Source organism: Bradyrhizobium sp. BRP22 (genome assembly GCF_020194175.1).
Taxonomy (GTDB): domain Bacteria; phylum Pseudomonadota; class Alphaproteobacteria; order Rhizobiales; family Xanthobacteraceae; genus Bradyrhizobium.
In genome coordinates, this window is sequence record NZ_JADYVX010000063.1 from 1 (window position 1) to 15,968 (window position 15,968).

A 15,968-nucleotide genomic window follows, 5' to 3' on the forward strand; every position below is an offset into this window, starting at 1 on the left:
CGGGCGCGTGAAGTCGGTTCCATAGAGCACCTCTTTTCGAATCAGGTGTCCATCAAAGAATCACAAGCGATTCTGGCGACTCAAGTTTTCGACTCGGTGCACCTCAAAAAATGTGGGTAATCGTAAGCCTGCTCGGACGCGTACGATCGGCTCGAAGCCTTGGACAAAGAAGCGTCCCTGCTTATGACAATTGCTTGAATGTCCCGTGGGCTCCGCCGCTGCTGTTTCGTGCCGACCTTCGGCGCACGGGCATCACCTGGGTGATGCCCGGCACCCGCCCGCGCGGGACCGGCATGACCGGCAGTCTTACCGCGAGCCCTGGCGGCGAGGCCACGTTCTGCTATCTGAAGGACGTCCGGCGGACCGCACCCGCATCGACGCAAAGTCTTGAAGGGTGGAGAGCGGTCTTCAGCTCCGAGCCAGAAGCGGACGCGAAAAGGCGCTCTTGTCGGTTCGCTTTGGCCTGGACCCTCGAGCTGACTACCGTCTCCGTACGTTTTTGCAGGTTGGTGCAACCGGATTACCGCCAGTGCGATGAGCTGCGAGCCAGAATCCCAATCGCGCGCAGCGCGGCAGCCGCCTTCGCGAGTGGAGTAATCGCCTTAACGGTGCCGATTTCGTTGCTGGGCATGGTGTCAATTCGTTGCAGCAGTCGCGCGAAGCTGCTTACTTGTCTGTCCAGAAGAGCGACGTCGACGTAGTCGCCCGATTCAATGCTAAGTAGGTACTGCGGCACGGTTACGAGCGCGATGTTTGGGATGCCTTTTAGGTAGAGCGGCTGGCCTTCCCCGAACTGAATGAGCGCGTTTGGGGCCGACACTCTCGGCGGTTGCCCGGTTGTACGCCACTCTGATTCGATAAGCGCCGTCAGCTGCGGGGTGGAGGCGTAGAGGAGTTCGGGTTCGGGGTTGCCTGTCGGCCCGTAGGTGTTTTTGAGGGGATCGTCCCGGTATTCCCGAGCGCCGAGGTGCTCGATCACCAGGCCTGCCACTGCGTGGCGATTTCCCGGGCCACCAACCCACCATTGTGGGTGATCCCGCAACCAGCGAGAAGTGGCTTGGCCATGGTCGGTGACCGCCGGGATTCGGAGGTGTCCAGCTGTCAACACGAAAATGACTGTGCGCGCCAATGGTTGAGCGACTACTTGGCGCGCCAGTTCGACCAAACCGATGTGGCCGTTCTCCTCGACAATATTTGTACCATCGCTGTGGCTTACCACGAGCACAGTTTCCTGAGGGGCGCTGCGACCTTCCACAACCGCCCATATTGTTCGCATAGTGCTGCCTCGTTCGATCACGGCGTCGACGACGAGCGTCGCCCGCCTGGCCCTTGAGGCGGCGTCCAGCACGAAGTCGGCGTCGCCTCCAGCCACGAAGACAGCTGGGATGTTCTGGTAGGGCAACGTGAAGGGTAAATACTGTCCCTTGGCGTTGGAAGGGCTTATGCCACGCCAGGCGAAGATCACCGCCTCAACACCAGCGCGTCGACCACGCCCCAGACCGAGGCCGGCGAATGTGGCAGTCAGCAGCGGCATAGTGGTCTTGCCCCATGCATGCGCCCGATCCCAAGTCTTGACCACAGCAGCGAACGGGAACTCACGATTGTGGACCTCGATGACAGCAATTCCTCCACGCGCTTTGGCCCATCGCGGTAGTGGGCGACGCAATCTGTACAACTGCTTCTCGGTCCCTAGGGGGCCGGTGCTCCCGGAATAGGGAAAGACCGAAGAGATCGCCATGTCGCGCCCGTCGATCTTAAGACTCAGACCGTTCGGGTTTTCTGCAGCCATGCTCCAGCGATCGAAATGCAACATGTCCTCGTGAACTTGCATGCCGAAATCGGCCCACTGCTGCTTGACGTGCTCGACAAGTTGGTCGTGGCTCCTTGAGCCGGAGATTCGGGAGCCCAGGGACTCCAGGTACATCAGCTCGGCCCGGATGGTATCGTGGTCCACGACGAAGATCTCCATTCTTGCGGAGCCCAGCGGTAAAAAGTGCCCCAACAACTGATATCTCTGCTCGGGTCAGGAGCGACGTCGCTAGATTGGTCGACTCCAGCGGCGGCTGGTTCTTATCTGCAAAGGGGGGGGCCGCATCGGCAACCGTTCCCTTCTTTCCTCAATCCAATTCTTGAATTTTCGAGCTCTCCGTTACGATCAGCGCCAGGATCCGGAACACACAATATGGCTCGCGTCGAACATGTTTGGCCGCTCCCGGCCGTGGGCGTCAGAGTACACGTGCAGGACGAATTGGCTTCAAATCATGTGCCAACTACGAGGCGCACAGACATTGCGCTCAGTCGCCATGACTGGCACCCTCGAAGCCGACGGCGCCTCATCTTCTGGCGCCAAGCATCGGCGCTTTACTCGGCCTTCATTTCTGCCAACGGATTCCCGGGAACATCGCTGGCGATTGGCGGCTGCTCAAGCACCTGAGCAAACCGCGCTAGGAGGTCGATCGTGCTCGGCGACATTTCCGCAACGCGACCCGGTATATAGCATGCGACCAGGTAGGCGCGGCGGCGCTCCTCAGAGTCATACAGCAGCAATGGCAGGGTCTCGATTGCTTGCTCCCGTTCCAAAGTGGCGATGATGGTCTGTTGGCGAGTGATTGTAGTCAGACGGTCAGAAGCGACAGAGCGGAACGGCTCGTCTCGCGTCAAGACCCGTGACCAGCGATCGAGACGGTCGCGGCGGATACCGCCGCGATCGCTCACAAGCAGCGCCATCATGCGGATGACGGCCTCGATGAAGCCGCCGGTCGCGATCATCTTTAGCGCAAACTGAACGTCCGGGCGCGACCGCGATTCCTCGAGTGCCATTTGTCTTGCATGCACTTCGTAGCGACCACCAAAGTAGTGCTGCAAAGGAGTGTTCCACATGCTGTGGAACATCAACTCATAGATCATGTCGCGCAGGTCCCGCCAGACGATCATCGCCTCCGCGATATGCTGCACATACAGGTCTTCCGCAAGCAGAAATGGATTATCCACTCTGGCCTTTGCTCGAGAGTGACGAACCTGCTCGCTTATGGACTTGAAGCCAGCCAGCATTGGATTTCGCGAAGAAATTAGCGCTCGCGACAGGCGTTCCGGGTGAACACTTCGACTGGCTTGGGCCGTGAAGTTTGTGACTGCAGCTCTGACGAATGGGCGGGCGATTGTGTGATAGATCTGTGCCTGAAGTTCAGACGCCCGGTCGACCGCGCCGAAAGGGAACTCATCGCGATAGTTGTCGTTAAATGCCCGGATGTCCTTGAAGCTGCGTTCGACTAGTTCAACACTGAAGCTTTTTCGTCCATCATGTTCCTGAACATCTTTGACGCACATTTCGTAGAGGCCGGGCATCAACGCTTCGATTGCCTCAAGGATGGTTGCAACTTGCCGGAACTCCCTATTGACAACTTTTGAAGAGACGAAGATGCCGAGGTGGCCGATGTCGTCATGCACCAGATAGATAATGTGTTGGCCGCGAACGCGGATCTCCTCCTCGTTCTCGTAAACATCTGTAATCCAATTCAGAGCCTGCTGGGGCGGCGTCACTTTGTCGCCATGGCTGGCAAACACGATGATCGGCGCCCGGATCTGCTTGAGATCCACGTGCTGACGCTCCGATCCCAGGTAGGCCATGTTTTTGCCGAGCCGGTTGCCGATGAACAAGTTTTCGAGAATCCAGCAGATCTCGTTTTCGTGCAGCAGGCAGAAACTGCTCCACCACTTCTCGGTGGCAAGAAAGCTTTCGCGCGCCGTATCCACGTCGCGGAAAAGCTCGGCGTACTTTAGGAACAGCCGGCGCTCGGGATCGAGCAATTCGAAATTCTGTATAAGATTGGCTCCATCAAACATGCCCTGGCCAAGGTCGCAGAGAAACATTGGGATCCAGACTCCGCCGAATATGCCGGCAATGTAGCGGAAAGTATTGTCGCCGATGTTTCCCGACACAGCCGTCACCGGTGATCCATTGATGACGATGGGTCCTGTCAAGTCAGGGTTTGTTGCGGCCAGAACGAGAGTCGCCCAGCCTGCTTGGCAGTTGCCGATAATGGCCGGGAGAGGGGCGCGCGGATGCCGGCGGATCACTTCTCGAACAAACGCCGCCTCCGCATAGGCCACATCAGAGAGTTGCTGATCCTGCTCCGGCTCGCGACGGAAGCTCACCAGATAAACCGGATGACCTTCGCGCAATGCGACGCCGAGCTGACTATCGTGCTCGTGGGCTCCGACACCCGCAGTGTGTCCTGCACGTGGAGGGATGATAATAAAGGGCCGACGACGGGAGTAATCGACCGTAACATCTTGCGGCGGGATGATGCGCAGCAATAGGAAGTTGGACTTTACGGAAAGATCCCTTCCGTCCATGATCTTCTCGTACTCGTAGAAAAGAACCGGCTGACAGCCTGCCGCCTCATGTTCAAGGAAGATGTCGCCGCTCTCTCGGAGAAGATCGATTAGCAATATGGCGCGCTCGCCGGCGTCGCGGATGTATTCGCGCCAGGAAACGCCAAGCTGTCCATCGTCACGCAGGTTCCGCAGATCTTTGGCCAGACGTTCGCCGCTTGCCAAGAGCTCGGGCAGGCGCATAAAGAACTTTTCGCAGCTGCGCTTGACCCGCAGTATCCAGGCAACTTGTAGAATGTTGATGGTCTTCGCGCCCTGTTGGACCATGCGATCAGCGTAGACTCTGAATGGGCTGCTGGTGAGCACGTCCTCAAGTTCTGCACGTTGCGCTTCTATTGACCGGGCAAGATTGGAGCGTTGGAACGAGTCAGACATGGCCTGACCTCCTCTGTTCTAGAGTCGATGCCGCCCGTGATACTAAATTACGCTGTGGTGCTGGATTGCCTATCGCCGGCGTATTTCATCCGGCGAACTGCTCGCAAGCGAGGTCAAGGTGTGACCCAAGAAAGTAGCCTAGGAAGACGTTGTGCGAGCGAGGTGACTTCCACCACATTCCCAAGTCTCTCCATGCAAGCTCGATGCCAATCATCTGATTGCGGCAGAGACGAAAAATGGCCAATCAACTTCCGTCTTCCTGTTCTGCTGCACAGGTTTTGTCTGATCGAAAACCAACACTGTCAAAAATCAGACACTGCGGATCGCCTTTGTTAGATAGCGGACGTCTGTACATTCCTTGCTGGCGTTTACACGAGCGTCGCGAGCCCGTGTAGCCGACACCGAGCGAGAATGCACTAGCTGGGCGTTGTGACTGGGAACAAACGTCAGAGGCCTTAAGGCTGCCATCCATCAATTTGGAAGCGCCGCGGATGCGGTGGCCTACGGTTTTGAGCAGTGGCGGTGCTGCGCCTCGCCTGGGCAGCTCTTCGCGGCGCACCTCAAGTCGGCGTCCTCTCCGACACGATGATCGCACGCCTTGAGGGCGACAGGAACTAACCCATCAAAAGTGGGCACGCAAACGCTCGCCGGACCGCTCTCGGAAGCGATCCGGACCGGCACAAAGCCTGGCGGCTGAAAGCTCGCTGCCGACGGGAACTTGCGCCGCCACACCATCAGCAGCCCACGGACAACGCCATGGCGCCGAGCGACCTCGGAAATATTGGCCCCTTCCTCGAAGCTCTCCGCCACGATCCGGGCCTTCTCTTCCGCCGTCCAGTGCCGTCGCCGACGCGGCCCCGTGATCACCTCGATCCGACGATAGGAGCCGCCTTCCTGCCTGGCATCAAGCATGGCTTCATGCATGGCATCTGCCATAGCCCACCTCCACCAGGCTGTATCGCAGCTCATTCGTGCGATGCCCAGGTGGGCGGCTCATGCGATTACGCTGGGCCTGTGGAGGCGCTTCGGACAGGGTCCTCTTGGTTGGAAATGAATTTGCGGTGCGCATTGAGCCGGGCGTCGTCTTGGCCGAGACCGATGACGCCGGAGCGCTAACGGTGGCGTCTGCCAGCTCGACGGGCTCGAAGAGCCCTGTGGACCCGAGGATGCAGGCAGCCGAGGGCTTGCTCGTGGGCGCGTCCTGACGGCCGGCAGAATAGGCTACAGCCCAGTACTCCCTAGAAGAGCGATGACTGCAGTTCGCGCATGACCGTCATTCAACTGCTGTCGGACATGAGCGCCACCTCAGTTTCATTGGAAGCAGGCATCATGCCGCCACTGCGCCCCCCTGATAGGAGCAGATGCGCGGCAGCCCAAACCGTTGCCACTAGCGCCTTGCCACCCCCTGAATCAATGCCCCAAACAACAGCATCATGTGCTGCTGATTGACTTGATTGATGCGTTCTTGGTTAGCTTTTTGCAGCTCCAGTTCGTATCCTCGCCTGCGCTCCCGAATGTCCGAGTTCTGCGGCAGGGTGCAACAACGCTAGCTTAGTCTGTTCTGGATTAGTCGTGGGCACCAATCCCTTGTCGATAAGATCAACAAGGCTCACCATCGAGTCGGCGTCGTCCAGCGCGCTGCCACCCTTGAAGAGAGTGATAGCCGTCGCGGCATCTTTTCGGTCATAAAAGTACATGCCGCCGAGATTGTCAAAAGCCGCAGCGTAATTTGCCTGAACGAGCCGGGAGAATATCTCGAACGCTTTTTTTTTGTCCTTGAACTGTGCGGCGCGACCGAGCTGGTATTGATACCTGAGTGCTGCGGGAGAAGTCGCCACCGCCTTGGTGCACGCATCGTAAGCCTGATCCGCCTGACGCTTTAAAGCATCAAAGGGCACGCCGTCGCCTATCCTTTGTATATCGGTTGGATTAGCCGCTAGCCGATCGCAGTCGTATCCGCTCTGCTGCCGCTGTCGCAATTCTTCGGCAGCGGCTTCTCTTCCTTGACGTTCACGTTCTGCGGCCTCACGTGGCTCCTTCTCCCGCTGCTCCTGCTCCGCCGCTTTTTCGCTATGATGGCTTCCTGCTGGTGGCGCCATTCCGCGATGACATCGCGAGTTACGATCTGCAATTGTTCGCCGGCACGTGGATGAAAGCCTGGTCCGTCGTAAAACTCGCACTCTCCGTTTCCACTGCGCCAGTACCAGATCTTGGCCGCACCGGTTGTCGGATCAAAGAACCCAAACTTTTCAGGTTCGTCGACGCGGACCGCCACCCGTCGAACAATCTTTGCAGTCTGTTGCTTCCAAGCATCGGCGACTTCTCGTGTGATCGGGATTAGCTCCTCGCCAGTTTGCGGATGAAACCCCATGAGATCGAACAGCTCGATCTGACCGCGACTGTTCCTCGAATACCAAACCACCGGCTCGCCTGTTGTCCGATCGAAAAAAGCTGGTGAATTCTACGTGATTTGGGTGGCTCGATCACCCCTTCTACATGCGTCAATCTTCTCGACGATCTGCGGTGAAAGTGGACGGTATTCGCGCCCGGTCTCCGGATCAGCACCAACGCGGTTCAAGGTTTTGATGCTCGTCCGCGTCATCACATAACATTTCTCCGCAACGCCGCTGTTGCGAAAATTTGCGTCAATGAGACCCAGTAACAGCGAATGACCGATGACAAGAGTGAGCAGCCCGGCATAACCCATCAGCCGCTTCTGCTTCGAGAACGAAAATGTGTAACCCGCCAGGACCACGATGGCCGCAAAGCTGGCCCACAGGATCGCTCGCGTAGTGCCGGGATTTAGGTCATAAGCGTCAGCGAGCTCTTCGGCGTAGCTGCGCGCCAGATAGTAGTAGACGAGTTTCATTGCAGAGCCAAAAAATCAAGCCACCGAGCAAAACACTGGCGAGCACGAGAAGAGCAATCTGGGCAGCGAAATTGAGTCGCCCTAGCGTTTGTGAGGCGACGCTGCACGCCTTTTCAATTACTTGCATTTTAACCCCTTACACCCGGTATTTTACGGGTATAAGTCCTCAGTTTTCTCAACCCAGCATTGAGGATAGAGGATACTATCGCTGTTTGTCAAAGCCCTCTGGGAATCTCGGGACGATAAATAACCAGGCTTTTGAGGAGGGGTAACAACGTACCTCGAACGATCGCGCTGCGCGCTAGGGCGAAACCACCGGCGATGCGCTCGTCCGCTTCGGGATCACTTCCCTGTCCTTCGCAAGCTCGGCGTAGTTCTAGCCAAGCACTTCATAGAATACCGCTGGGGTCCGTCGGGAGTTTCGCGCGCCATTCGTCCGCACTGCGTGGTTCTGATTTCGCGTCGTCCGACACATAAGTGCGGGTCGCGCTTGCAGCCTTCGTGCACCAGCCAGCCGAGTTCATGCCGCGCCGCATGTCGTGGCCAGTCGCAATCCACACCCGCACGGCCGGCGGAACCGGAATCATCCAGCCCGACCGCACCAAGGCGTTCGGCGACGTCTCCGGGCAGCGCCTGTGGTGCAGATGGAAATCGCGCTACGAAATCTTCCAGCCAGACGGCGCAATTCCGAGTCCCTGGGCATCCTACGACGGCAGGCAAGGCCGACAAGCTTGCCTGGCGAAGCGTGGAACAAACGCATGCTCGCCTTCCAGGGCCCACCCCGACGCCCGGGGACGCGCTTAATGCCGGCTACCTATCCCTCGAGGTCAAATGCCTCGGTTGCAGCACGCACCAGACGGTGGTCTATAATCTCCCGGCGGAAGACCACCTTCAGGACGACAACGAGCATCATGCTATCTTGTCCCGCTGCTCCTCAGTGAGCGCATGCAGCTTTCGCTGGACCGGGTTGACCTCAACGGAATGAGCCCGACAGCCTTCGGCCTGATCTGAGATAGTGCTCGGCGAAGTATTCAAGCTTCATCTCATGTTCGCCCACGGTGATGACGCCATCCCAGTCCCATCCACTTTGCTTTCTCTTTGCCACCACGATGCTGCCCGAATCGGAAAGCTATTGACCCCTCGCAACGCTCTCCTGGGCGTTGCACCTGGCGAGCTCGCTCCATCCCTTCAGCCCCCAGCCCCGGGGTGGAGCGAGTCTCCATCCGTGCAACGTCCGCCCTTCGCTGGTCGTGATGCGCTCGAAATGCCACAGCCGGTCACGCGCCGTGTCACGGTCCACGCCCATCTGCTCGGCCAGCTTCTCGATAATGCGCCCGCGCATGGCAAATGTCGGCTTCGGCGCGGTAATAGCCTGAATGCTTTCGAATCAAATTCCGCTCAGGGCGTGAGTCCAGGTAAGGTGCCCCGGCGCGGCCATCTGCACTCCGCGCCGGGGCGGTGCTCCCTCTCGGCCGACCGGGGGCAAGCGGCTGAAGTTGATCAGCAAAGAGGTCGCACATCAGAAAAGCACACAAAGACAGCGGGCACTTTCTGCCCACTTGGGCTGCTGCGGGTCGACCGGCGTCTCAGTGAACCGCTGGACGCGAGGTCCGGCGTGCCTGGGAGGCCGGACCTCGTAGCCGCAGGAGCCGGAAGGCCACTCGGCACGCCAGCAACATAGCGCCGCTAATTCGCTTTGGCTTTGATTTAGATCACCTTCGCGCGATGGTCGCAGGCCGCTGCGGTTGCTGCCCGTCGCACCCGTTGCAGCGAGGACAGGATTCCAGCACCGCCCGCACCGCAAGACGCCGTAACACAGCGGCATCCGCTTCACCCCCTGCGGCCAGAGCTAATATCTTTTCGGCGAGGCATGCCTTCAACGATGACGTCCGCTTGGCTTCGGGCACCATCCGGACAGCATCGTCCAGCACACCTCTCAGCACGACACACAGTTTAGCTTGCGGGGTCATGGCGCTACTCCACCGACAAAAATCTGTCCGTGGCGGCTCTGGCCCGCCAGCCAGCGGTCCGGAAGCCGGCCCCGCGGAACTTGGCCTCCGATGGGCCTTTTTCGCCGAGTGAGCGCGGCCGTCGGTGGGTTTTTGGCGACAGGTCAGATCGACTTATACAAGAATATGATTCGGTAATGTGACAGGTGTTTGCGGAACCGAGCCCGCGAGCGGTCCAACTCGATGAATTGTTGTCACGAATTGGCGATATGCGGGCCTGCCATTCGCAGGGGGATGACCCGTCGCGGTATGGTGGGCACGGGGTCTGTCGTCCGGCAACGTCGTGCGCCGGGGCCGTCTTTCGTCGGAGAGCTGGGCGGGAAACGTCCTGTCGCCGCGACTGGCGCGTGCGTCAGGTCAAATCCCGCAGCGCGGCATCCCACACGAACAGCCCCTTCGCGGGGTCGCCCGTGTAGCTGTCAGTGCCGTCGGCGCTGGCCGCCTGGATGCGGATTTCTATCGGGCCGTCAAACGCGGAGGTGAACTTGACACCCACCTTCACCCAGCCATCCTCGAGCTGGTACGCGAAGCCTTGTTGTCCGGAGAGGACGGAGCCGTAGGCGTAGTTGCTGTCAAGCGCAGCGGCCGCCAGGTCGAAGTACGCAGACAGGCCAGTAGAGTAGCTGCTTTGGTAACACTGGATGCGGGCGAAGCTGCGCCCAATCCCCTTCACCTTGAAGTATAGGCGGAGCAGTCGGGTGTTCACGCAACAATCGTGACCGATATCGAGATTGATCCTCGAACTGTCCCTATTCGGCTAGCGAGCTAGTGCTGCTATGCGTGCGCTGCGGTCGCGTCCCTTGACGTCCATCGATCGACGCTCATATTCGATGAAGACGCTTTGCACGCGCTCGCACCTGCGCGCCGAGTATTCGAGTCCAAAGTTACGCAATCCGCAATCGAGAGAGCCTCAGAATTGGGACTCGCTCTTCTATGGCGGGTTATGGCGCCCAACTCGGACTCCGGCGATGTGCTTTCTCGCCGCGGAGCGATTTCACCTATTCCTCCTGCGGCCTCTGGTTTTGTTCCTCGGTGGGCGAGGCGCTGGAGGTCAGACTTTTGCGTTATCCGCCGGCCACAGGATGCGCCGCTGTGGAGGCTTCGACGCGTTGGACAAGCACACCAAGAATTCTTAAGGCGCTTCTCCGAGCGGCATAGTCGATCCCCGCCTATGTCGTCCCGCCGAACAATATTGAAAAATGCCCCGCGATCGGCGGGGCAAGAAGGACGACAACCGTTTTGCTCAATGCTCCTGCGCAAGCATAATCGTGAGAACACGCGTGGTCTTTTCAGGGTCGGCCGGGTCTTCGGACCCGGACTGACAGAGCACGTCATAGTAGTCGATCTTCCAAAAGAATGTCTCTCCTGCAAGCTCGAAGCTGCCAAAATCGTGCTCGTTGTGTGGATCATTGCCTGCGTCGAAGTCCGCAAACCGCTGAACCTCGATGAGAACGTGTGCTTTCACGTCCAGTGGCAGTGCGGCCACTCCCGTGCTGACGACAACCCTGACGCCTAGAAAGGTCGCGCGGAAGAAATCGTTGAGCACCCGAATGCGGCGCAACCAAGAGGCCGTGGCGATATTATTCATGATTGCTCTCCTCCGCGTCCTCGCTCTTGCAGGGCGAGTTGTGACGGGCGCCGCAGTGCGGACAGTCATCGTCACACTGGGCGCACCAGACGTCAGTCCACTCGCGGCCACACTCTGCGCAGTGATAGACGTTTCGGACGTGCATGGCCGGTCTCCTAGATCAGACCGGCGAGCACAAGCACTGACACGAGCATGTTGCCACCACACGCCTGGCAGAACCCCTGATCCTGGTCGGGCTCCATCTCGGCGGTGTGGTCGCAGCCCTCCGTCATGCAGATCGCAGGGCAGCCGCTATTGAGGAGCGCCGCCAGCAGAAGATCGTCGAGGTTATGGAAGTCTTTCTGGTCGCAAAGCTTCATCAGCTTTTGAGCTTTTTGGGAAAGAGCAATGTTGGACATCGAGTCCTCCTCGCTACGGGCATCCGAACCATTCGGGTGCTCGATGGCGAGGCGGAGCGAGCGTCCACCACTGAGCGAAATTAGAAGAAATGCTCAATCGACCGTATGGACGCTCGTCGCGATGCCTCCGCCTCGCCACCGAGACCCGGACCTGCATGCAGGTCCCGGATCGCGGGGCGGAACGTCAAAGATCAAAGGCTTGGATGATTTTCGCCGTTAGCTAGAAACGAGTGGAGACGAGGGATCGTGCTCCTCGGTCACGAGGCCGACGTGGCATTCAGAGGCGCTACACCCTCTGTGCAAATGCGCATGCTGCGGGAAGATATGGCCCATGCCGGCAGCAGTTACGCACTTTGCACGCACCGACCACCGAAGTGACGATCGAATCTTTGGCATCAGGGACGAAGACCGTTTCTCACACGTCTACATCATTGGCAAGACAGGTACCGGCAAGTCGACCTTAATCGAGACGATGGCGCAGCTCGTCGCTCCTGGGCGGATTGCTCGTCACTACGCTCGGGCTTGCAGCGTTTAGTCGCGCGGAACTGCCCGAGCACGAGCGGCGGCCCTTCTTTGTCTACGTTGACGAATTTCAAAACTTTACGACGCTCGCCATGGCGAACATGTTCTCCGAGCTTCGCAAGTATCGGGTCGGCTTTACCGTCGCCCACCAATACCTTCATCAGCTTGAACCAGATGTCCGTCATGCGGTTCTCGGCAACGCCGGGACGATCATTTCCTTTCGGGTTGGTTCAGAGGATGCGACCTACCTGGCGCGGGAGTTTCAGAGTCGATTCGATGAACTCGATCTGTTGCAGCTGCCCAACTATCGTATTTACTTAAAGCTTATGATCGGTGGAGTCCCTTCGGCGGCCTTCAGCGCGACCACGCTGCCCCGATGAGGCGGTGAGCCTCAGAGGACGTCGAAGACTGTGAGCTCGTAGACGTCGTGTTTGAAATGGCCTGGAGGAAGAAGGATGTAAAGGCTTGGCATCGCGGCTAATTCGGCGCTTTATCCCCTGGATCACCGGCATGGACACGGAGTCAGGGGGGTCTCCCGGGATGGCTCGGTGGTGGCTCTACCAACCAGTTCGGCATTGCCGATCGCGCCAACTTCGCTGGAATTACCGGGTAGTGTTCGGTACAATTGTCGCATGGGCGCACTTGGACTGACATCTCGGTAGATGTGTCGCGTGAATCCTGGGCGGAACAGATATGGAAGGTGTTGCGAACAGGCCGAACGCCGCGTGTTGCAACACTGCCGCAGAGAGCAAAGATGAATAACGTCGATCCGTTCTCCTGGCTCAGCCTAACGCTTCAGCGTATCGCCAACCGCTGGCCGAGCAGCGAAATCGACGCGCTTATGCCATGGAACCAGACAGCATAGGCCGCTGGGGTTAGGTATTTCAGCGTGCTGAGAACAAGGGCTCGGTTCGGTGGAGATAGGTAAAGACCGACGATATCGCGCACGTTGTCGATGAACAGCGGATCGCTTACTCACATTCGGCGGATCGTCGAGTGCGAAAAGCCAGTTTCCGCAGCCATCGAGTGGATCGACCAGTGCGTCGCATCGGCTGGCATCGTCCGCAACGTCCGCTCGATCACCGGAGCAACCTGATCGTCGTTGATGGTTCGGGGGCGACCAGGGCGGGCCTCGTCAAGCAGGCCATCACAGCGGTCCCTCAAAAATCGGCGACGCTTGCCAACGGTATGTTCGTGAAGGCCGAGTTCGGCAGCTACGGACCTGCTTGGCAAGCCATCCGGATCGCAGGATCGCGCGGCATCGCTCAGATAGCGACCGGGCAACACGACGACGACGAACTTGCCTCTCCAAGAACGTCAGCTCTTGCTGACTCAGCACCAACGGCGCGATGGGCCGGCCTCTCATACCTGCATTCGCCACAAGCGCTCTCTTTCAAAGGTCCCAGCGCTCCTTTATGTGACGAATTTGTATTCCAGATGACTAGCTAGTGGCTTGAAAGCAGATGGTTCCCCCACTCCAGCGCCTAGCTCTACACTGCAAGTTCTAGCTGCCGACCCTTCCTAACGGGCCGGAAAAAATCGTCTACATACACATACGACTGAGGGGCGACGAAATTCTTGATCACTTTCCTGGGAACGACAGGAGTGTCGTATTTCCTGACGGCGCCGATCGCCAATGCAAAAGCAGTAGTGCGGCCAGAGAAATACCTGGAGAAGTACTCTTCAGATATCCCTGCAAACTTCCGAGTGCGGCGCCACAGGCGCGCGGGTTCATCGTGAACGACCTCATCGACGTCAAACTCGCCGACGATCTTACCGACGGGACTTGTGACGTATACTACGACAGTTCTGATGCTAGTCTTTCTGAAAACAGACTTTCGAAATTCATACTTCATCGACCCCTCGAATATCCGGTCAGCGTATTCCGGCTTAATCGACAACAAGACTTTCATTCACTTCACCCCAATTCGATGATTCTGTCGAACTGTTCCCGCGTGATCGGCTTCAGGTCCCAACGAGGCTGCTCAGGAATGCCGACCTCATCAAGCAATCGCCCCCGTATTGTCCGACGTTTGAACGCAGCATTATACGTCATTTTCGCTGCAAACAAGCGCTGCTCTTTAAACCATTCCCGCAATTCCTCTCTTGAGAAGACGCTATGAGGGAGGGCATAGCGCATGAAAGCGCCCTCGTCCGCGAAGCCTCTCTTTGACTTCACTTCCTCAATCACGCACACGGACGTCACGACCGAGCGAAACCGGGCCTGGCCCTCTCGATCAGTTGTTCGATAGATTACTGCGATGTCTCCGGGCTTCATCCGAGTTAGCGGGAGTTTTGCAATGTAGATTTTGTGGATCGTATTTGTGTGCGAGAGGTCTGCTAAAATATCAGCTTTCTCGCTCTTAAGAATGGAATCGGGAAAGAGGTGCGTGTGATAGTCCGGATATATCTGGTGGCTGGTTGGTCCATTGTCCACTCCAGCCGCCGTGCCCGTTGCAGACCGCGGGACAGACGGTTTGCGCATCCACGCTGTTCATGATCGGACGCGGGGCGTTCTGGTCGCAGCCGCAGGCATAGTTCGCGCGCACCTCGGTGCAGATCGTTCCGGCGATCGAGTTGACCCAGGCTCGGGCATCGGCATTCAGCTTGAACGCGACTGGATTGCTCGACAGCGCGAGATGATACATCCGCTCATAGAGCGGATATCGTTGTCCAAGCTGGTGAAACACGCTGTGGCGCACGGACATTAGGTACTGGGGGTTTGTATTGGGTCCAGGTGCCTCAAAGCTCGCCACCACCGTGTCAGTCGCGGTGATGACGTTCGCTAAGCGCACGGCGAGATCGCGCGTGCCGCGTTCGACCGTGGTCGTATTGACGCCGACGGCGTCGACGTAGAACAAGGGTCGATTGCTCGCTATATTCGAGAGCGGCATGACCTTGAAGCCGATCGTGTTGCGTCCAATCACGTGTTCCGTTCCTGGGGCAAGCAGCAGCCTGTCGCCGGCACCGCCGCCGCGATCGCGCAGAGCCTTCCCAAGAAGACCTGGCGCCGCCTGTCGTCCGGCGGAGGGACCAAAGGTCCGCGCAGGCACGACTGGGCCTATCTCGAGTTGGCCGATCTCGACGCCAGTGAATACAACTGAAATGGACCCCGATTTTGGGACCACATGCTTGGTTGGAAGGGGCTCCTCCGTTTGATAGACGGAGCGGAAGACGACGACGAAGACGAGACGCAAGATCGACGCGGCACTGAAGGCAAAGATCGCGCTGGAAGCGGTGCGGGAGCAGGCGACGATGGCCAATCTGGCCCAGCGCTATGAGGTTCACCCGAACCAGATCTATGCCTGGAAGAAGCAACTACTGGAACAGGTGGCCAGGGCCTTGACGCGGGTGTCGGGCGGGAGAGCGCGGACGCTCGCGAACGCGAGATCGAGAAGCTGCACGCCAAGATTGGACAACTGACAGTCGAGCGCGATTTTTAGCGCGGAGGTCCGGAAGATGAGCACGCCGGACCGTCGAGGAATGCTCGATCGCGCCGACATGGCGCTGCGATCCGCCGGCAATGCATGTTACTTGGCATCGCGCGTTCCGGGGTCTACCGGCCGCCACGGCCGGCCAACGACAACGACCTTGCCCTGATGCGGCGCCTCGACGAGCTGTTCACCGCCTGGCCGTTCCTGGGCTCGCGGCGAATGACCGCGATGCTGAAGACTGAGAGGCTTCAGGTCAATCGCAAGCGCGTGCAGCGGTTGATGCGCAAAATGGGCTCGCGGTCGTTGGGACCAAGGCCGAACACGACGAGGCCGGCGCCGGGCCACAAGATCTATCCCTATCTGTTGCGCGCAACATGA

15 protein-coding genes and 3 pseudogenes are annotated in these 15,968 nt (G+C 58.6%); 4 read left to right on the forward strand and 14 right to left on the reverse strand.

Annotated elements, in window-relative coordinates; genetic code table 11:
- Positions 1-520: 520 nt before the first annotated feature.
- The 9 genes from I6F35_RS38090 to I6F35_RS38130 all read right to left on the reverse strand — a co-directional run bounded on the left by I6F35_RS38090 (position 521) and on the right by I6F35_RS38130 (position 11,634).
- A complete protein-coding gene (locus I6F35_RS38090; RefSeq protein WP_225122745.1) occupies positions 521-1,969 on the reverse strand; it encodes a hypothetical protein in 1,449 nt (482 codons plus the stop codon).
- Positions 1,970-2,361: 392 nt separating this feature from the next.
- Complete coding sequence (locus I6F35_RS38095) at positions 2,362-4,770, reverse strand: DUF3141 domain-containing protein (RefSeq protein ID WP_225122746.1); 2,409 nt, start codon at positions 4,768-4,770, stop codon at positions 2,362-2,364.
- Positions 4,771-5,271: 501 nt separating this feature from the next.
- Positions 5,272-5,643 (reverse strand): transposase, encoded by a 372-nt coding sequence (locus I6F35_RS40380; protein WP_346283243.1) that lies wholly within the window; start codon positions 5,641-5,643, stop codon positions 5,272-5,274.
- A 596-nt stretch (positions 5,644-6,239) separates the two neighbouring features.
- Positions 6,240-6,668 (reverse strand): hypothetical protein, encoded by a 429-nt coding sequence (locus I6F35_RS38105; RefSeq protein WP_225122747.1) that lies wholly within the window; start codon positions 6,666-6,668, stop codon positions 6,240-6,242.
- Between the two features lie 38 nt (positions 6,669-6,706).
- Positions 6,707-7,192, reverse strand: a complete 486-nt coding sequence (locus I6F35_RS38110) for a hypothetical protein (protein WP_225122748.1) — start codon at positions 7,190-7,192, stop codon at positions 6,707-6,709.
- A 39-nt stretch (positions 7,193-7,231) separates the two neighbouring features.
- Positions 7,232-7,639 carry a hypothetical protein gene (locus I6F35_RS38115; protein ID WP_225122749.1) on the reverse strand — a complete coding sequence of 136 codons (408 nt, stop codon included), beginning with the start codon at positions 7,637-7,639 and terminating at the stop codon, positions 7,232-7,234.
- 2,361 nt (positions 7,640-10,000) lie between these two features.
- On the reverse strand, positions 10,001-10,354 hold the full coding sequence (locus I6F35_RS38120; RefSeq protein WP_225122750.1) for a hypothetical protein: 354 nt from the start codon (positions 10,352-10,354) through the stop codon (positions 10,001-10,003).
- A 537-nt stretch (positions 10,355-10,891) separates the two neighbouring features.
- Complete coding sequence (locus I6F35_RS38125) at positions 10,892-11,236, reverse strand: DUF3768 domain-containing protein (protein ID WP_225122751.1); 345 nt, start codon at positions 11,234-11,236, stop codon at positions 10,892-10,894.
- 155 nt (positions 11,237-11,391) lie between these two features.
- Positions 11,392-11,634, reverse strand: coding sequence for a hypothetical protein (locus tag I6F35_RS38130; protein ID WP_225122739.1), 243 nt, complete (start codon positions 11,632-11,634; stop codon positions 11,392-11,394).
- A 500-nt stretch (positions 11,635-12,134) separates the two neighbouring features.
- On the opposite strand from I6F35_RS38130, the gene I6F35_RS38135 reads away from it, so the two are divergent.
- Together I6F35_RS38135 and I6F35_RS38140 are read left to right on the forward strand one after the other, a co-directional pair.
- Positions 12,135-12,536, forward strand: a complete 402-nt coding sequence (locus I6F35_RS38135; protein ID WP_225122752.1) for a type IV secretory system conjugative DNA transfer family protein — start codon at positions 12,135-12,137, stop codon at positions 12,534-12,536.
- Between the two features lie 332 nt (positions 12,537-12,868).
- Positions 12,869-13,021: pseudogene (locus I6F35_RS38140) on the forward strand (transposase domain-containing protein); the annotation flags it as partial.
- Positions 13,022-13,047: 26 nt separating this feature from the next.
- Here I6F35_RS38140 and I6F35_RS38145 read toward each other — a convergent pair.
- From I6F35_RS38145 to I6F35_RS40690, 4 genes and pseudogenes are all read right to left on the reverse strand, one after another.
- A pseudogene (locus I6F35_RS38145) lies at positions 13,048-13,537 on the reverse strand (helix-turn-helix domain-containing protein); the annotation flags it as partial.
- 109 nt (positions 13,538-13,646) lie between these two features.
- Complete coding sequence (locus tag I6F35_RS38150; RefSeq protein ID WP_225122753.1) at positions 13,647-14,069, reverse strand: hypothetical protein; 423 nt, start codon at positions 14,067-14,069, stop codon at positions 13,647-13,649.
- 5 nt (positions 14,070-14,074) lie between these two features.
- Positions 14,075-14,296, reverse strand: a complete 222-nt coding sequence (locus tag I6F35_RS38155; RefSeq protein ID WP_225122754.1) for a hypothetical protein — start codon at positions 14,294-14,296, stop codon at positions 14,075-14,077.
- 223 nt (positions 14,297-14,519) lie between these two features.
- Positions 14,520-15,050, reverse strand: a complete 531-nt coding sequence (locus I6F35_RS40690; RefSeq protein WP_346283244.1) for a mannan-binding protein — start codon at positions 15,048-15,050, stop codon at positions 14,520-14,522.
- 18 nt (positions 15,051-15,068) lie between these two features.
- Here I6F35_RS40690 and I6F35_RS38165 point away from each other — a divergent pair.
- Positions 15,069-15,257 (forward strand): annotated as a pseudogene (locus tag I6F35_RS38165) (IS701 family transposase); the annotation flags it as partial.
- 198 nt (positions 15,258-15,455) lie between these two features.
- Here the strand turns inward: I6F35_RS38165 and I6F35_RS38175 are convergent.
- Positions 15,456-15,659, reverse strand: a complete 204-nt coding sequence (locus I6F35_RS38175) for a hypothetical protein (RefSeq protein ID WP_225122755.1) — start codon at positions 15,657-15,659, stop codon at positions 15,456-15,458.
- Between the two features lie 24 nt (positions 15,660-15,683).
- Between I6F35_RS38175 and I6F35_RS38180 the strand changes: the two genes are divergently transcribed.
- Positions 15,684-15,968, forward strand: coding sequence for an IS3 family transposase (locus I6F35_RS38180; protein ID WP_225122756.1), 285 nt, complete (start codon positions 15,684-15,686; stop codon positions 15,966-15,968).

Excerpts from the sequence above, each read along its gene's own strand:
- I6F35_RS40690 (WP_346283244.1), bottom strand. The coding sequence starts at position 15,050 with ATGCCGCTCTCGAATATAGCGAGCAATCGACCCTTGTTCTACGTCGAC.
- I6F35_RS38155 (WP_225122754.1), bottom strand. The coding sequence starts at position 14,296 with ATGCGCTATGCCCTCCCTCATAGCGTCTTCTCAAGAGAGGAATTGCGG.
- I6F35_RS38175 (WP_225122755.1), bottom strand. The coding sequence starts at position 15,659 with ATGTCGGCGCGATCGAGCATTCCTCGACGGTCCGGCGTGCTCATCTTC.
- I6F35_RS38090 (WP_225122745.1), bottom strand. The coding sequence starts at position 1,969 with ATGGAGATCTTCGTCGTGGACCACGATACCATCCGGGCCGAGCTGATG.
- I6F35_RS38115 (WP_225122749.1), bottom strand. The coding sequence starts at position 7,639 with ATGAAACTCGTCTACTACTATCTGGCGCGCAGCTACGCCGAAGAGCTC.
- I6F35_RS38095 (WP_225122746.1), bottom strand. The coding sequence starts at position 4,770 with ATGTCTGACTCGTTCCAACGCTCCAATCTTGCCCGGTCAATAGAAGCG.
- I6F35_RS38180 (WP_225122756.1), top strand. The coding sequence starts at position 15,684 with ATGTTACTTGGCATCGCGCGTTCCGGGGTCTACCGGCCGCCACGGCCG.
- I6F35_RS38125 (WP_225122751.1), bottom strand. The coding sequence starts at position 11,236 with ATGAATAATATCGCCACGGCCTCTTGGTTGCGCCGCATTCGGGTGCTC.
- I6F35_RS38130 (WP_225122739.1), bottom strand. The coding sequence starts at position 11,634 with ATGTCCAACATTGCTCTTTCCCAAAAAGCTCAAAAGCTGATGAAGCTT.
- I6F35_RS38150 (WP_225122753.1), bottom strand. The coding sequence starts at position 14,069 with ATGAAAGTCTTGTTGTCGATTAAGCCGGAATACGCTGACCGGATATTC.